Source organism: Aquimarina sp. MMG015, from assembly GCF_018100855.1.
GTDB lineage: Bacteria > Bacteroidota > Bacteroidia > Flavobacteriales > Flavobacteriaceae > Aquimarina > Aquimarina latercula.
In genome coordinates this window covers 686,821-702,037 of sequence record NZ_JAGJEB010000001.1, presented here as the reverse complement: position 1 = coordinate 702,037, position 15,217 = coordinate 686,821, and the positions used below count along the sequence as shown (strand labels likewise).

Sequence of the window (15,217 nt, the reverse complement as noted above, 5' to 3'; positions counted from 1 at the left end):
CTTAAAAAGAAGCTTTTTTAAGAGTTTACAAATAAGACTATTATAAATGCTAGAGAATTTTAAGGTAATTCCTAAAAAAATACAAAAATATATTAAGTATAGTTAGCACGAGTTTATCTGATTGTTAACCCAAAAATCTAAAATAGCCCCCATTTAACACTAAGATAATCTTTTTGTAAAGTTTTATACAAATTAACGTAATCTGCTCCTGTGATTTTCAAAAAACAAAATCAATTTTAGCAGGTAAAGCGAAATATATTTTAACTACTTGATTATAAGTATTTTATTTTTAATATTTAATCGGTAAAACAAAACAAAAAAGAGTACTAAAAACAACTTTTCTCTCATTTATACCAAATTACAATCCCTTAAACTAAGGATAATAGTAGGATAAAATTTCTTACTGTAAAACCGTATTTATTTGTATCAGATTTTTTAAGGACACGAAATGAGAAAATTTTTCACAGTTATCGCACTGTTTTATCTTGGATTAAATTTTGCACAAGAAACCGGATCCATTGCCGGAACACTTCTAGATAAAGAAGTAAACAACCAACCATTACCATTTGCCAATATTGTTATTGTAGGTACAACTCAAGGTACATCCTCGGATTTTGATGGAAAATATGAAATCACTAACATCACTCCAGGAACATACACCTTAGAATTTAGTTTTACAGGATATGAAACGTTACGTATTCCTGATGTAGTTATAGAGCCTAATAAGGTAACTGTAATTGACACTGCTCTTGGCGCTACTGCAGCAGCGCTTGAAGAAGTCGTGATAAAAGTGCAAACAAGTAGAGAAAGAGAAGAAGCTTTATTATTAGAACAAAAAAATGCAGTTCAAATAAAAGAGAGTATAGGAGCAGAACAACTAACACGACTTGGAGTATCTAACGCCTCCGCAGCTACCACCAAAATATCTGGTGTATCTAAAGCAGAAGGATCTGGAGATATTTATGTACGTGGTTTAGGTGATCGTTATCTAAGCACTACTCTTAATGGATTACCGATACCTTCCGACAATATCGACAAAAAAAATATAGACTTAGAATTATTCCCAACAAGATTTATTGGAAATGTTTCCATAAGTAAAACCTTTGCTCCTTCTAATTCGGCGGATCTTGCTTCTGGAAATATCGACATCGTTTCTAAACAGGTTACAAAAACCAAAGATATTGGTGTAAGTGTTAGTGCAGGAGTTAATTCGAATGCTGCAGATAGTGATATTTTTAGCAATTTTAAGACAACAGCTAATAACAATGATATTTCTTTAGGAATATATAGCCGTGAATTTGAAGCTAATAATCTTGTAAACGCTTTAACCCAACAGTCTTGGAACACAACAGAATCAACTGCACCTATTAACTATGGATTTGGATTTAATATTGGAGGAATATTAGGTGAAGCTAGAAATCTTAAACTTTATTTCAGTGGAGGTCAATCCGTTGATCACGAATATAGAGAAGGTTTGTTTAGAGAATATGATCAAGGGAACTTAAGAGATATCGTACCAGAAGATGATTTAAGACGTTGGTTACGTACTGTTAACTCCACAGCAATGTTACACAGTCAATATAAGATTAGTGATGATCATAAACTATCTTTTAACAGTTTTGTCATTAACAAAGTTTTTGAAGAAACCTTAGAAGCTGGGCGTGAACGTACTACAGAGTTTTTCGAAGAACTAGATAATATTGAAGAAGGATCTCAGTTTCTTAGAGATCAAAATATAAAGAATACTTTTCTTTCCGCAACGCAGCTTATTGGAGAACATAGACTTTCTGAAAAGAATAACTTAGAATGGGCAGCGGGATTTAATTATTTAGTAGCTAATGAACCTAATAGAATTCGTAATGAGGTAAATATTCTTAATGACAACCCAAATACACCTGAGAACGAAGATGGGATTATAGAACTTGGATTTACCGGAGGGTTTCAGCAAAGAAAATCTGTTCAAGAAATTACCGATCAAGAAATTAATGCTAGAATCTCTGATAAATGGGTTCTTAAGCAAAATGAGGATGAAGAAGACATTTTTGTCTTAAATGTAGGTGGAGATTTTAGAAATAAAACCAGAGATTTCTTATCTCAATTTTTCGGAGTTGAAGAAGGTAATGTAGAAATCAACCCTACCTCAATAGATGCTTTAGGTGATATCTTCACTCAACAAAATTTTGACACTGGTGCACTACAACTTAATACGCAGCCAATAGATACTTATGACGCAGAACTTCTTTCTTACTCTGGAAACGCAAACTTTACAGGAACATTTAACAAGTTCACGGCACAAGTTGGTGTTCGTTATCAGAAAGATGAAATCGATGTTAACTTTGATGTAGGAAACTTTGTAAATCCTCTTACAGGACAAGCAAGAATTGGATCTTCAAATAAAGAATACGATAATTTCTACCCATACTTGAACTTAAAGTATTCCGTAAACGAAAAATTAGCATTACGTCTTTCAGGAAGTTTAGGACAAACATTACCTGAATTTAAAGAAATTGCACCTTTCCAGTACGTATCTCAAGTTGGTCAGGTATTTCAAGGAAATCCTAATGTAGAAAGATCTCAGAACTATAACGTAGATTTTAAAGTAGAATTTTTTCCAGAAAATGATGAGTTAATATCCTTCAGTGCCTTCTATAAGAGAATAGAAGACCCTATAAACCGTGGATTACAAAGAGGAGGAGAGGATATTTTCTCTTACTTCAATACAGGTGATAGAGCTCGTATTTTAGGATTCGAACTAGAAGGAAGAGTATATATAATTAAGAAACGAGAATCAAATCCTAATTTAAGACTTAGTGGAAACATATCTTATTTAGATCACGTGCAGGATTTAAAAGATGTTATTAGAGAAGACGGAACTCTTGAACAGACCTTTAAGTATGGGAACAGAACGGAAATTGGATTAGAAGGAGCTTCTGATTGGATCTCTAACCTATCCTTAACTTTTAACTCTGGTGAAGAATTCCCATATGAACTTACACTTACAGGAAACTATACATCGGATAAGATTTTTGCTTTAGGAGCTCCTAGAAACCAACAGCAACCAGATGTTTTCTTCAATGGTGAAATTATAGAAAAAGGGTTTGTTACGTTAGACTTTATCGCTAACAAACAGATAAATGACAATTGGAGCATTGGATTAACTGCTAAAAACTTATTAAATCCTACAATAGAAAGAACACAATTTATTCAGGAAGTTGTAAGTGGGGATCAATTTGAAGATACCATCTTATCATATTCTACAGGAGTAAACACTTCTTTAAGTGTTAGTTATAAATTTTAAAACTTTATTTTAATTAAATATAAACAATGATGAAAACGTTAAGTAAATTATTAAGCTTTGCACTAATCACAGGATTACTTTCAGTTTCCTGTGGTAGTGATGATGACAATGGTGGACCAATAATTCCAACTGATGATTCTATCCTAAATGGCCTTATCAGTGAAGATCGCACATTAGACGCTAGTATTGAATATTCAATTACAGGAACTGTAACTGTTGCATCAGGAGTTACTCTTACTATACCTGCAGGTACTGAAATCGTATCAGAACCAGGAGTAGATAATTATCTGGCAATATTGAAAGGAGCTGATATTGATGTTCAAGGAACAGCAGCTAATCCAGTAATTATGCGTTCTAATGGTACAGCAGGAGCTTGGGGTGGTTTATTAATCTGTGGTGATGCTACGACTACAGAAGGAGCAGATGCAATAGCGGAAGTTGGAGGTCTTATTTATGGAGGAAATAATGACACTGATAGTTCTGGTAATATCGATTATTTAATCATTAGAGATGCTGGTGCACAAATTACTACAACTTCACAATTCAATGGCCTTACATTATATGCTGTAGGTTCTGGAACTACTATCGACAACGTAGGTATCATCAATGGTACGGATGATGGTGTTGAATTTTTTGGAGGAACCGTAAATGTAAATAACTTATACTTACAAAACAATGAAGATGATGCTGTAGACTGGACAGAAGGTTGGAATGGAACACTTACTAACGGATATGTTCTAAACACTATCTCAAATTTCTCCACTGCTATCGAAGCAGACGGTGCAAATAATAACCCAACACTTATTAATTTTACTGCAATCTCTTCTACTGGAGGAACCGCAATCCAAATCAAAAATGATTCTGGTGCTACTATCAACGGTTTAACTTTAACTGGATTTGATACATCTTTCGATTTTAGAGATAGCGCTCCAGCTTCTAACTTACAAATTGACGGAGCTGATGCAGATACTGCTGATGACGCTGTATTTAGTACATCTTCTACAAACGCTAGTTTATTTGCTTGGGTAATTGATGCAGGAACTGGTTCTGGTAATGTACTTCCTGCTACTATTTCTAGCGATCTTACGCTTGATGCTTCTGTAGCATACGAAATAAGTGGACCTGTTTTAGTAAGTAATGGTGCTACTTTAACAATTCCAGCTGGAACTACAATTACTTCTGAGTCTGGAACTGCAAACTACTTAGCTGTATTAAAAGGAGCTTCTATAGATATCCAGGGAACAATGGCTAATCCAGTAGTAATGGAGTCAAATGACGGTCAAGCTTGGGGTGGATTGCTTATTTGTGGTGACGCTACTACTACTGAAGGAGTAAACGCTATTGCTGAAGTAGGTGGTCTTGTTTATGGTGGTACTAACGATACAGATAATTCTGGTACTATTAATTACTTAGTTCTTAAAAATACAGGTGCTCAGATCAATGCTGATTCTCAGTTCAATGGTTTAACTCTTTATGCAGTAGGTAGTGGAACTACAATTACTAACGTTGCTGTTATCGGAGGTTCTGATGACGGAGTTGAATTCTTCGGAGGAACTGTAAACATGACTAATTTCTATGCAGAAAATCTTGAAGATGATGCTGTAGACTGGACTGAAGGATGGAACGGTACACTTACGAACACATTCGTAAACATCACCATCGCTGATTTCTCTACTGCCATCGAAGCTGATGGTGTAAATAACAACCCAACACTGGTTAACTTTACTGCAGTTTCTACAATGGGAGGAACAGGGATACAAATCAAAAACAACTCTGGAGCAACTATTACTGGTCTTTCATTAACTGGATTTGATACTCAGTTTGATTTTAGAGATAGCGCGCCAGCTTCTAACCTACAAGCTGATGGTGCTGATGCAGCAGAAGCTACAACATATAGTACTTCTACGACAGTAGCAGCTGATTTTGCTTGGGCAACTTCTTTATAGAACTAAATTATAAAAGAAAGAGATAAAATCTCATCTTATATAGAAAACACCCTCAAATTTGAGGGTGTTTTTTGTTTATACTTTTACTGATTTCCAAGTGCCCTTCCTAAACCATATAATTCCAACAACAGCAATTAACACTTCTGCAAATGTAATTGCTAAGAAAACTCCCATAGCTCCCCAATCCAATACTATTGCAGCCAAATAGGCGAATGGTAATTGAAACACCCAAAAGCAAAAGAAATTAATAATAGTTGGTGTTTTGGTATCTCCTGCTCCATTAAAAGATTGAATAATCACCATACCATATGCATAAAACACATAACCTGCTGCAATTACTCGTAAACTTAAAGCTCCATATTTTACCACTTCAGGCTCACTGCTAAAAATTTTGATAATTACCTCTGCAAAAATTAAATATAGTACAGATACAACAATCATAAAATAAGCATTGTATTTCCCAGTTTTCCATACTGATTGTTCTGCTCGATCTGGCTTAGCCGCTCCTAGATTTTGCCCTACTAATGTTGCAGCCGCATTACTCATTCCCCATGATGGCATTAATGTAAACATCAATACTCTGATTGCAATAGTATACCCTGCAAGTACCTCGCTCCCAAACTCCGCCATAATGCGCATTAAAAATACCCAACTAGAAGTACCTATAATGAACTGACCAATCCCGCCAAGAGACACCTTAATTAAATTAATCATCACTTTCGATCTAAGAACAACATCCTTAAAAGTTACTTTAATTTTACTCCACCCAAAGAAAAGAATTGCAAGTTGTAATAATACTGCACTACCTCTACCAATTGTTGTTGCAATAGCAGCTCCCTGCACACCAAAACTTGGTATTGGTCCAAAACCAAAAATAAAAAGTGGGTCCAGAATAATATTTAACAAATTAGAAACTATTAGAACTTTCATAGCAACAGAAGCATCTCCTGCTCCTCGGAAAACCGCATTAATCAAAAACAATAACATAATTGTTATATTTCCTCCTAATAAAACTTGAGTATACCCATATCCATCAGCTATTAAATCTGCCTCAGCACCCATAAGAGCTAAAATTTCTTTCGGATAAAGCACCCCTATTATACTAATAATTACCGCTACAGAAATTCCTAAAAAGATAGATTGAACTGCCGCTTGTGAAGCTCCTTCAATATCCTTTTCTCCCACTCTTCGAGCAACGATAGCTGTAACACCCATACTGAGTCCAATTGCCACTGCATAAATTAAAGTAATCACGGATTCTGTTAAACCTACAGTAGCAATTGCATTTGCACCTAAGTTAGAAACCCAGTATGCATCAACTAAAGCAAAAATAGATTCCATCATCATCTCTAAGATCATAGGAATTGCAAGCATAAAAACCGCCTTACGGATACTTCCGGACGTAAATTGTTGTTCTTTGCCGCTAACGGCTAGTTTAAAATATGAGAACAGTTTGGTGGGAGTAAGTTTATTTTGTGTCATGAATAAAAGAATTACGTTGAAAAAAAGATATAAATGGAAACTGGCTAAAGAAGATTTCTCTAGCTATATAATATCGAGACCGATATTTCCAAAAAGACGTACATAATTCTTTATAACTTCATAATAAACAAATATCTACTTTTTTTATGAAACTACAAAAATCAAAACAAGGATTTAAAAATGGTAAAACCGTAATTATGAAAATAAAATGGTTTTTTTGTAGAGATTTAACATTTAAAAACGACAACCCTAACTCAATTATTAATAAAATATTGTACTTTTATAGTCCCAAAATAAAGTTTTATGAAAAAAATCTACTTACTACTCATACTTACTGGCCTTTTTGTACTCTCCTTTTCTACAGGAGTTAGTGCACAATCCACTATAAAAACAGACGATCAAGAAGAAGTTCAAGTATTTCCAAATCCGGTTTCTGGTAATATTCTTAATATTACCTCTAAATCTGGGAAATCAATGACTTGTAGAGTTTATAGTGTTTTAGGTAGAACCGTATTATTTAAGGTAATCACAACTAAAGAGCAGTTAGATATTTCATCACTACCTCCTGGTGTTTATGTTTTAAAAATTAAGATCGGAGAAGAAGATTTTTCTAAAAAATTAATTAGACAATAATTGGTAATATTTTATTAGTAGTAATAAAAATATTTAATAAAGCCAGTTTTTATAACATACAAACACGCTATTTTATGTAGTGTGTTTTTTTATACCTTTGTTTTAAAATAACCTCCATACGCCTATATGCTCTCTGAGACAATTTTTACGATTCGAAATAATGAGGATTTTGAAAAAATGGCGATAAGAGTATTTCAACATCAATATATTAATTGTCAGGTATACCAACGTTTTTGTAATCTTCTTGGAATTACCAAAAGCGCTGTTACCACAAGTAAAGAAATCCCATTCCTACCTGTAGAGTTTTTTAAACAAGAAAAAATTACTAGCTCACCTTCTAACGTTCAACAAGTTTTTACTAGTAGTGGAACAACTGGTAGTATTACAAGTAAACACTATGTAACCAATTTAGGTATTTATGAAAACAGCTTCTCTAAAGGATTCAAACACTTTTATGGAGATATAACAGACTATACAATATTGGCACTATTACCATCATATCTAGAACGCGAAGGTTCCTCTCTAGTATATATGGCGGATAAATTAATTAAGGATAGTAAACAAACGAATAGTGGTTTTTACCTTGATGAAACTAAAAAGCTTATCACGACCCTTAAAGAACTTACTAAAGAACATAAAAAAATTATATTGATTGGTGTTTCTTTTGCTTTATTAGATCTTATCGAAAGTAACGATATTCAACTTAATGAGAATACTATTGTTATGGAAACGGGAGGAATGAAAGGTCGACGAAAAGAGATCATTCGTGAAGAACTGCATCAAATTCTAAAAAAAGGATTTGGTATTTCTAAAATCCATAGTGAATACGGCATGACAGAGTTATTATCTCAAGCATATTCTAAAGGTGATGGTCTTTTTCGTTGTCCACCATGGATGAACATTTCTACACGAGATCCTGAGGACGCACTTACTCCCCTAGAAACGAATAAAACAGGAGGAATTAATATTATTGACTTGGCAAACATAAATTCATGTTCGTTTATTGCTACACAAGACCTCGGAAAAACCTATGATGACGGAAGTTTTGAAATTCTCGGTCGATTTGACAACAGTGATATTAGAGGTTGCAACTTAATGGCGCTATAACCTGGTTTCTTTTATAGATCATCTATTTACTTAAAAAATCACAAAGAACAATTTTTAAAAAACTTTTGTTTTTTATGCAACTTTCACTTTTATGAAACGTATTTATAAGTGAAAGAAATTTTAGATTGAGAATACATAGAACTTGTATTCAACTATACTAAAAAACTTATAATTATGTTAAAATTGTAATGTTCTGTTTTTTTAACGACTGAATGGATGTAACAACAAAAAAACATTGCATAAAATGAAAAAGTTCATAGTCTTATTGTTTTTAGGATTAGCTACAACGGTCTCAGCACAGCAAGTTGATTATAATGTAAAAAAGGGATTTGTAGCCGAAGGATATGATGTTACCGAATACTTTAATAATAAAGCGACAAAGGGTGATAGTAAATATACGGCAACCTATGATAATGCAAAATATAAATTTGTAAGTCAATCCAATCTGGAGAAATTTAAAAGCAATCCAGAAAAGTTTATCCCACAATACGGAGGATACTGCGCTTATGCGGTTGGAGCAAAAGCAGAAAAAGTAGACATTGATCCTGAAACCTATGAAATTAGAGATGGTAAACTGTACTTATTCTACAATTCTTGGGGAATAAATACATTGACAAAATGGAATGAAGAAGGTGCTGTGGTATTAAAAGAAAAAGCCGATGTGAATTGGCAAAAAATAAAAACGAAAAAATAATCGAATAAGTTTCGATAAACAATATAGAACGCTAAGTTTTTTTCAATAATTGATTGGTTAGTTGACAAAGCCTACTAAGAAGAAATTCTGGTAGGCTTTGTTTTTTATGTTATTTAATATGAGTTCAAAAAGCTTATACTGCTCTAATCACAAAATAGTTTTTCTTTCCTCTTTGTAATAATACAAATTGATCATTAATGAGATCTTCAGTAGCTATTGAATACCCTTCTTTGATTTTTTCTTTATTTACGGAAATAGAGTTCTCCTTAAGCGCTCTTCTAGCTTCTCCATTAGATTTTAAAAAACCCGTATGCTCAGCTAGCGCACCAATTACATCCAATCCATCAGCAATCATACTCTTAGAAATTTCAGCTTGTGGAACTCCTTCAAAAACGTCTAGAAATGTGGCTTCATCTAACCCTTTTAAATCTTCAGAAGTAGATCTTCCAAATAAAATATTAGAAGCTTTAATAGCATTATCAAGATCTTCCTGAGAATGCACCATAATTGTAATTTCGTCAGCTAATTTCTTCTGAAGAATTCTTTGGTGTGGTGCTTCGGCATGTTCAGTAACCAAATTTTCAATTTCATCTTTAGTCAAAAATGTAAAAATTTTAATGTACTTCTCTGCATCCTCATCACTGGTATTTAGCCAATATTGGTAAAACTTATAAGGAGATGTCCTTTTAGCATCTAACCAAACATTTCCTCCTTCAGATTTACCAAATTTAGATCCATCCGATTTTGTAATTAATGGACAGGTCAAAGCATATCCTTTTCCACTACCGATACGTCTAATTAATTCGGTACCTGTAGTGATATTACCCCATTGATCGCTACCTCCCATCTGTAGTGTACAATCATGTTCTTTATACAAATGTAAAAAATCATATCCTTGTACCAATTGATATGTAAATTCTGTAAAAGACATTCCATCAGAAGACTCCGAAGAAATTCTATTCTTTACAGAATCCTTAGCCATCATGTAGTTTACCGTGATATGTTTACCTACATCCCTAATAAAGTCAAGGAATGAAAAGTCTTTCATCCAATCATAGTTATTTACTAAAACGGCAGCATTAGCGGCATTGCTTTCAAAATCTAAAAACTGTGCTAGCTGTCCTTTTATTGACTCTTGATTATGGCGTAATGTTTTTTCGTCTAAGAGATTACGCTCTGCAGATTTACCAGATGGATCTCCGATCATTCCAGTAGCACCTCCAACTAAAGCAAATGGTTTATGACCCGCTCGTTGATAGTGTGCTAACAACATAATTGGAACTAAATTCCCAATATGCAAAGAATCTGCAGTGGGATCAAACCCAACATATGCAGCTCTCATCTGTTCCATTAGGTATTCTTCTGTTCCAGGCATGGCATCATGCAACATTCCTCTCCAGCGTAGTTCTTCTATAAAGTTTACGGCCATTTTAGTAGTATTCAATTTATCCGGCAAAGATAGAAATATGGATTATATACTACTATGAATAATTAAGAAATCATTTCTAATACAACGATTCTAAATCTCCTTTCAGTTGTATTGCTTTCTCTTTGTAAATTCCATTAAATTTGATAATTTCATTCAAGATTTCTATAGAAGTATCTGTTTTTCCTAACTTAAGATAAGTAAGAGCTCGATACCAACTAGCACCTTCGTGATATTTACTTTCCTCTTTTATTTTTTCAAATTGTAATAGCGCTTCTTTTTCTTTTCCCATATGGAGATAACTATTTCCTAGATAAAGTTCTAATTGTTCTAAAGTAACTAAGGAAGTGTTCTCTTCAAGCTTCTCTACCACCACATCATGATTACCTTGAGCATAATTCTTCATAATAATATCCAATTGTGCTAGAGCATTTCCCCTTGTAGCATCTTCTACTGGATATAATTCATAATAAGATCCATATAAATTAGAAAAATCATTAGATGAATTAAAAGTATTCCATAACAATGTTCCAGCACCAATAATCACAACTATAGAAGCCGCAATTTTTAAATATGGGAAAAATGATGTTTTAGTATCTTCTAATTTTTCATTTTTTACTTCTTCTCCAATTTTTTGTAATTTCTTTTTAAAATCCAACACATCTGTATCACTTAAAACTTTGTGCAATTCTTCGTGTTTCTCTACTTCATGTTTAAGTTCTGGATTAGTAGCCATTTCCGTTTCAAAAGCAATTGCTTCTTGTTCGGATAATGTTTTATCTAAATATCTTTCTATTTTTTCAAATAATTCCTGAGTCCTTTCCATACCATTATTCTTTTAACGAAGTTATTTTTAACTCCTTATACATGGGATCCTTTTCGATTTTTTCAAGAAGTGATTTTTTACATTCAAATTTTTTCTTCCTTGTATATCCATCAGAATACCCTGTGATATTTGCGATCTCTTTCATACTATTTCCATCAAAAACCAGATTTAGTAATTCTTTACAACTATCACTTAATTTAAGAAAATATTTCCTGTATACATGCTCACGTTCCTTATTTTCTATGTCCTCTGCTATAGACGCTTCTATTTCTTCATTAGCTTCTATTGCATCATTATCTACAATTAATTTCTTTTTCTTTCGTAATCTACTTCTCCAAATATTCTTACATACTGCATAGAGATACGTTCGTATCGAAACATTCATCTCTAATGTACCTGATTTAAGTTTCTGATAAATAACTATCATTGCATCCTGGAATACATCTTCTACATCTACATCATCTCCAGAATTCTTTAAGATATATCCTTTAATGTAATTATAATTGTCTTTATAGAAAGATTTAATAACCTTAGCATCTCCTGCTGCAATTCCTTCTAAAATTTTTCGTTCTTCATTAATACTCATAGGTTAATGTCATCAAACGGCAATCTGTTACCTTTATTTTAAATTTTATTTTATTAGTAAAAGTAACATTTTTACCTTCTATGCTATAAATAAATAGATAACGTTATCTATTTTTGATTGAAATCTTATAAAAAACAATTTTAAGACAATTTTCAAAAACATCCTCTTTTCTTAACTTAAAATAATCAGTTATTATATAAAGAGGTGGAATAAGTTAATCACCATTTGCCTATCTTGTAATCTATGGAACGACTAGAATATCTTTTTAATCTAAAGATCTTATGCTTTTTTATTCTTGTCATTCCTTTTAACAAAGTTTCCGCACAATCAGCTCAGGATAGTATTTTAGCTGCCAAATATTTAAAAAAAGCAGAGTCACTATTAGCAGAAAAGAAACTAGAGCGCTCTGTTATTTATTTTAAAAAAGCACTGGATGTTGAACTTAAAATATATGGACAGAATCATGAAAAAACCATTATTTATTACGATCGAATCGGTCTTATCTATAAAAATATTGGACAACATGAAATTGCTCTTGATTATTTTAAAACCTTTTTAAATCTTGCCATCAAAAGATACGGAAGGTATCATTTTTATGCAGGCTACGGGTTTTTAAACATCGGAGTTACTTATAAAAATCTATTCCAATATGATTTAGCCTTAGAAAATTATGAAAAGTCCTTAATTACATTTCAATATCTCAGAAAAAAAGATATGACTGCTTTTATATATGATAACATAGGAGTAGTATTTACCAAGAATGGAGAAAACACTAAAGCCATTGAATACTATGACAAAAGCATAAAAATAGGAACTAAATTATTTGGTAAAAACTATATAGAAAATGGGAAAAGCTACCAAAACATTGGAGCTCTTTATAGTACTAAACAAGAGTATGAAAAATCATTATCCTACTACCAAAAAAGTATAGCCGTATATATTAACGCCTATGGTCAAAATAACTTAAAAGTCGCCAAACTTTATTCTGATATAGGGGATATATATAACCGTAAAAAAGAATATGACCTCTCTCTAGATTATTATCAAAAATCCCTTGAAGCTTACTCTACAATTTTAGATCTAAACGATCCAAAAATTGTAAATCTGAACTTGAGAATCGCTAGTATTTATATCAGAAAAAAGAAGTTTGAAGAAGCCATTAAATATTATGAAAAGGGATTAGACACCTTTAAGGAAACATATGGAACAAACCATTTACTTACATCCGACTTCTATTATAACATTGCCAAAGCGTATGACAAAAAGAAGGATTTTAACACAGCTATCACTTATTATAACAAAGCTGTAATTGCAAACAAAAAAGATCAATCATCTAATAATGATGAAACCTTTTTTGATCCTAGCGAGTATTATGATTTAAAATTACTGCTGACCGTTCTTCATGGAAAAGCAAAAACATTACAATCTAAATATATTGAAAATGAAAACATAGAAGATTTATGTATCAGCCTAAAAATATACGAGGAAGCAGATATCCTTATCGATTACATCAGAAAATCTTATCAGAATTATCAAGATAAAATAGCATTTGCCTCCAGTGCAAGAGAAGTCTATTCTGATGCTATAAAAACTCAATTCCTATTTTATAAAGAAATAGAGGAACAACAAACTCTTGAAAAGATAATTTACTATATCGAAAAAAGCAAAGCCAACACACTTAAAGATTTAATCAATGAATCAAAGACAAAGGAATTTGCAGGATTATCTAAAGAATTATTAGAGTTAGAAAAAAACCAAAGAATTAATAGAGCGTTTTATCAATCCAGAATCATAGAAGAAAAATCCAAATCCGCTGCAAATAATTCAAGAATTCAAGAATATGAGAACAAGTTATCTCGCTTAAAAAATATAGAAGATTCATTAACCAACATTATAAAAAACAACTATCCTAAATATCATAGACTGAAATATCAAAATACAATTATCCTAGTTGATGATATTCAAAAAACACTAAAAGATAACACTACTTTATTGGAATTCTTTGTGTCAGATGATATCATTTATGCATTTATAATTACCAAAAGTAAAATAGAGGTAAAGGAACTAAATACTTCTGGGTTAGAAGAAAAAATTCAGGAATTTAGGAGAACAATTACAAATAAACAAACACTAGAATATAAAACGGTTGCCTATGGTTTATATCAGGATTTAATAGCCCCTTTAAAACATTTATTTACTGGGACTGAATTGATCATTGTACCGGACGGAGCTTTATGGCATCTTAATTTTGATTTATTATTAAGTAAAAAAGATAATACAAACAATCCAAAAGAATTATCATATTTATTGAAAGAACATATCATTTCATATGCAAATTCTGCTAACTTATTGTTAGCGCCACAAGAAAAAAGTGTTTTTAATTTCAAGCAAATGCAGAAGGAATGTTTAGCATTTTCTTTCTCTAATAGCAATGATCAACAAAACTCAAATACTATTAGCTTATCAGCTCTTACAGAACATGAAAACGATCTTCCCGGAACTCGAAAAGAAATCAAATCAATTGCAAACATAATCAATGGAAACTACTTTTATGGATTAGAAGCTGTAGAAAAGAATTTTAAAAAAAATGTGAGTCAATATAATATTCTGCATCTTGCATTACACGGTGAGGTTGATAACGAAAAACCTGAAAACTCTAAACTCTTTTTTACTCAAAGTAATGATTCTATAGAAGATGATCTTTTACATAGCCACGAATTATTTGCATTAAACATCCCTGCAGAACTCACCGTTCTCAGTGCCTGCAATACTGGAACAGGAAAAATCGCCAAAGGCGAAGGCATTATGAGTCTTGGAACTGCGTTCCAATACGCTGGTGCTAAAAGTCTATTATTGAGCAGTTGGGAAGTATCTGATCAAACCACACCTGATTTAATGAAACATTTTTATACTAATTTAAAGGAAGGGATGAGTAAAGCAGAAGCGTTACAACAAGCAAAACTTCAATACTTAAACAACGCCAATATAAATCGTATACATCCCTTTTATTGGGGAGGCTTTTATGTTTTAGGAGACACTACTCCGATTCAATTTAACAGCTATTATAATTGGTATTGGTCGATAACTATTGTTTCAATACTTATTTTACTTATTCTAGGATATCTTTGGTACAAAAAGAAAAAACAGACTTTATAAAACTCTAATAACTAGAGTCGCTATTCATCTAAAAAGGTTACTACTTTTTAACAAACCAAACTT

At 32.3% G+C, this 15,217-nt stretch carries 10 protein-coding genes; 6 read left to right on the top strand and 4 right to left on the bottom strand.

The genetic code is table 11. The annotated features are described in order from the left end of the window. Window positions 1–448: 448 nt before the first annotated feature. Together J8L88_RS03085 and J8L88_RS03080 are read left to right on the top strand one after the other, a co-directional pair. Window positions 449–3,298: a TonB-dependent receptor gene (locus tag J8L88_RS03085; RefSeq protein WP_118387875.1), complete on the top strand. Its 2,850-nt coding sequence runs from the start codon at window positions 449–451 to the stop codon at window positions 3,296–3,298. Between the two features lie 26 nt (window positions 3,299–3,324). Continuing rightward, complete coding sequence (locus J8L88_RS03080) at window positions 3,325–5,244, top strand: hypothetical protein (RefSeq protein WP_247666400.1); 1,920 nt, start codon at window positions 3,325–3,327, stop codon at window positions 5,242–5,244. 75 nt (window positions 5,245–5,319) lie between these two features. On the opposite strand, the gene J8L88_RS03075 is transcribed toward J8L88_RS03080, so the two are convergent. Continuing rightward, window positions 5,320–6,726 (bottom strand): MATE family efflux transporter, encoded by a 1,407-nt coding sequence (locus tag J8L88_RS03075; RefSeq protein WP_211059906.1) that lies wholly within the window; start codon window positions 6,724–6,726, stop codon window positions 5,320–5,322. A gap of 303 nt (window positions 6,727–7,029) precedes the next feature. On the opposite strand from J8L88_RS03075, the gene J8L88_RS03070 reads away from it, so the two are divergent. From J8L88_RS03070 to J8L88_RS03060, 3 genes are all read left to right on the top strand, one after another. Further along, window positions 7,030–7,359 (top strand): T9SS type A sorting domain-containing protein, encoded by a 330-nt coding sequence (locus J8L88_RS03070; RefSeq protein WP_118387879.1) that lies wholly within the window; start codon window positions 7,030–7,032, stop codon window positions 7,357–7,359. 126 nt (window positions 7,360–7,485) lie between these two features. Continuing rightward, window positions 7,486–8,466, top strand: coding sequence for an acyl transferase (locus J8L88_RS03065; protein WP_211059905.1), 981 nt, complete (start codon window positions 7,486–7,488; stop codon window positions 8,464–8,466). A gap of 244 nt (window positions 8,467–8,710) precedes the next feature. Further along, window positions 8,711–9,160 (top strand): YHS domain-containing (seleno)protein, encoded by a 450-nt coding sequence (locus J8L88_RS03060; RefSeq protein ID WP_118387883.1) that lies wholly within the window; start codon window positions 8,711–8,713, stop codon window positions 9,158–9,160. A 133-nt stretch (window positions 9,161–9,293) separates the two neighbouring features. On the opposite strand, the gene tyrS is transcribed toward J8L88_RS03060, so the two are convergent. The 3 genes from tyrS to J8L88_RS03045 form a co-directional block, all read right to left on the bottom strand. Further along, window positions 9,294–10,589: a tyrosine--tRNA ligase gene (gene tyrS / locus J8L88_RS03055; protein ID WP_211059904.1), complete on the bottom strand. Its 1,296-nt coding sequence runs from the start codon at window positions 10,587–10,589 to the stop codon at window positions 9,294–9,296. Window positions 10,590–10,665: 76 nt separating this feature from the next. Then, window positions 10,666–11,412, bottom strand: coding sequence for a tetratricopeptide repeat protein (locus J8L88_RS03050; protein WP_211059903.1), 747 nt, complete (start codon window positions 11,410–11,412; stop codon window positions 10,666–10,668). 4 nt (window positions 11,413–11,416) lie between these two features. After that, window positions 11,417–11,998: an RNA polymerase sigma factor gene (locus J8L88_RS03045; protein WP_027394862.1), complete on the bottom strand. Its 582-nt coding sequence runs from the start codon at window positions 11,996–11,998 to the stop codon at window positions 11,417–11,419. Window positions 11,999–12,241: 243 nt separating this feature from the next. Here J8L88_RS03045 and J8L88_RS03040 point away from each other — a divergent pair, with 243 nt between their 5' ends. Next, window positions 12,242–15,154 carry a CHAT domain-containing tetratricopeptide repeat protein gene (locus tag J8L88_RS03040; protein WP_211059902.1) on the top strand — a complete coding sequence of 971 codons (2,913 nt, stop codon included), beginning with the start codon at window positions 12,242–12,244 and terminating at the stop codon, window positions 15,152–15,154. The last annotated feature ends 63 nt before the right edge of the window (window positions 15,155–15,217 follow it).

Bases quoted from the DNA above. Each gene is read 5' to 3' on its own strand.
- J8L88_RS03070 (WP_118387879.1), top strand. From the start codon at position 7,030: ATGAAAAAAATCTACTTACTACTCATACTTACTGGCCTTTTTGTACTC.
- tyrS (WP_211059904.1), bottom strand. From the start codon at position 10,589: ATGGCCGTAAACTTTATAGAAGAACTACGCTGGAGAGGAATGTTGCAT.
- J8L88_RS03045 (WP_027394862.1), bottom strand. From the start codon at position 11,998: ATGAGTATTAATGAAGAACGAAAAATTTTAGAAGGAATTGCAGCAGGA.
- J8L88_RS03080 (WP_247666400.1), top strand. From the start codon at position 3,325: ATGATGAAAACGTTAAGTAAATTATTAAGCTTTGCACTAATCACAGGA.
- J8L88_RS03050 (WP_211059903.1), bottom strand. From the start codon at position 11,412: ATGGAAAGGACTCAGGAATTATTTGAAAAAATAGAAAGATATTTAGAT.
- J8L88_RS03075 (WP_211059906.1), bottom strand. From the start codon at position 6,726: ATGACACAAAATAAACTTACTCCCACCAAACTGTTCTCATATTTTAAA.
- J8L88_RS03065 (WP_211059905.1), top strand. From the start codon at position 7,486: ATGCTCTCTGAGACAATTTTTACGATTCGAAATAATGAGGATTTTGAA.
- J8L88_RS03085 (WP_118387875.1), top strand. From the start codon at position 449: ATGAGAAAATTTTTCACAGTTATCGCACTGTTTTATCTTGGATTAAAT.
- J8L88_RS03040 (WP_211059902.1), top strand. From the start codon at position 12,242: ATGGAACGACTAGAATATCTTTTTAATCTAAAGATCTTATGCTTTTTT.
- J8L88_RS03060 (WP_118387883.1), top strand. From the start codon at position 8,711: ATGAAAAAGTTCATAGTCTTATTGTTTTTAGGATTAGCTACAACGGTC.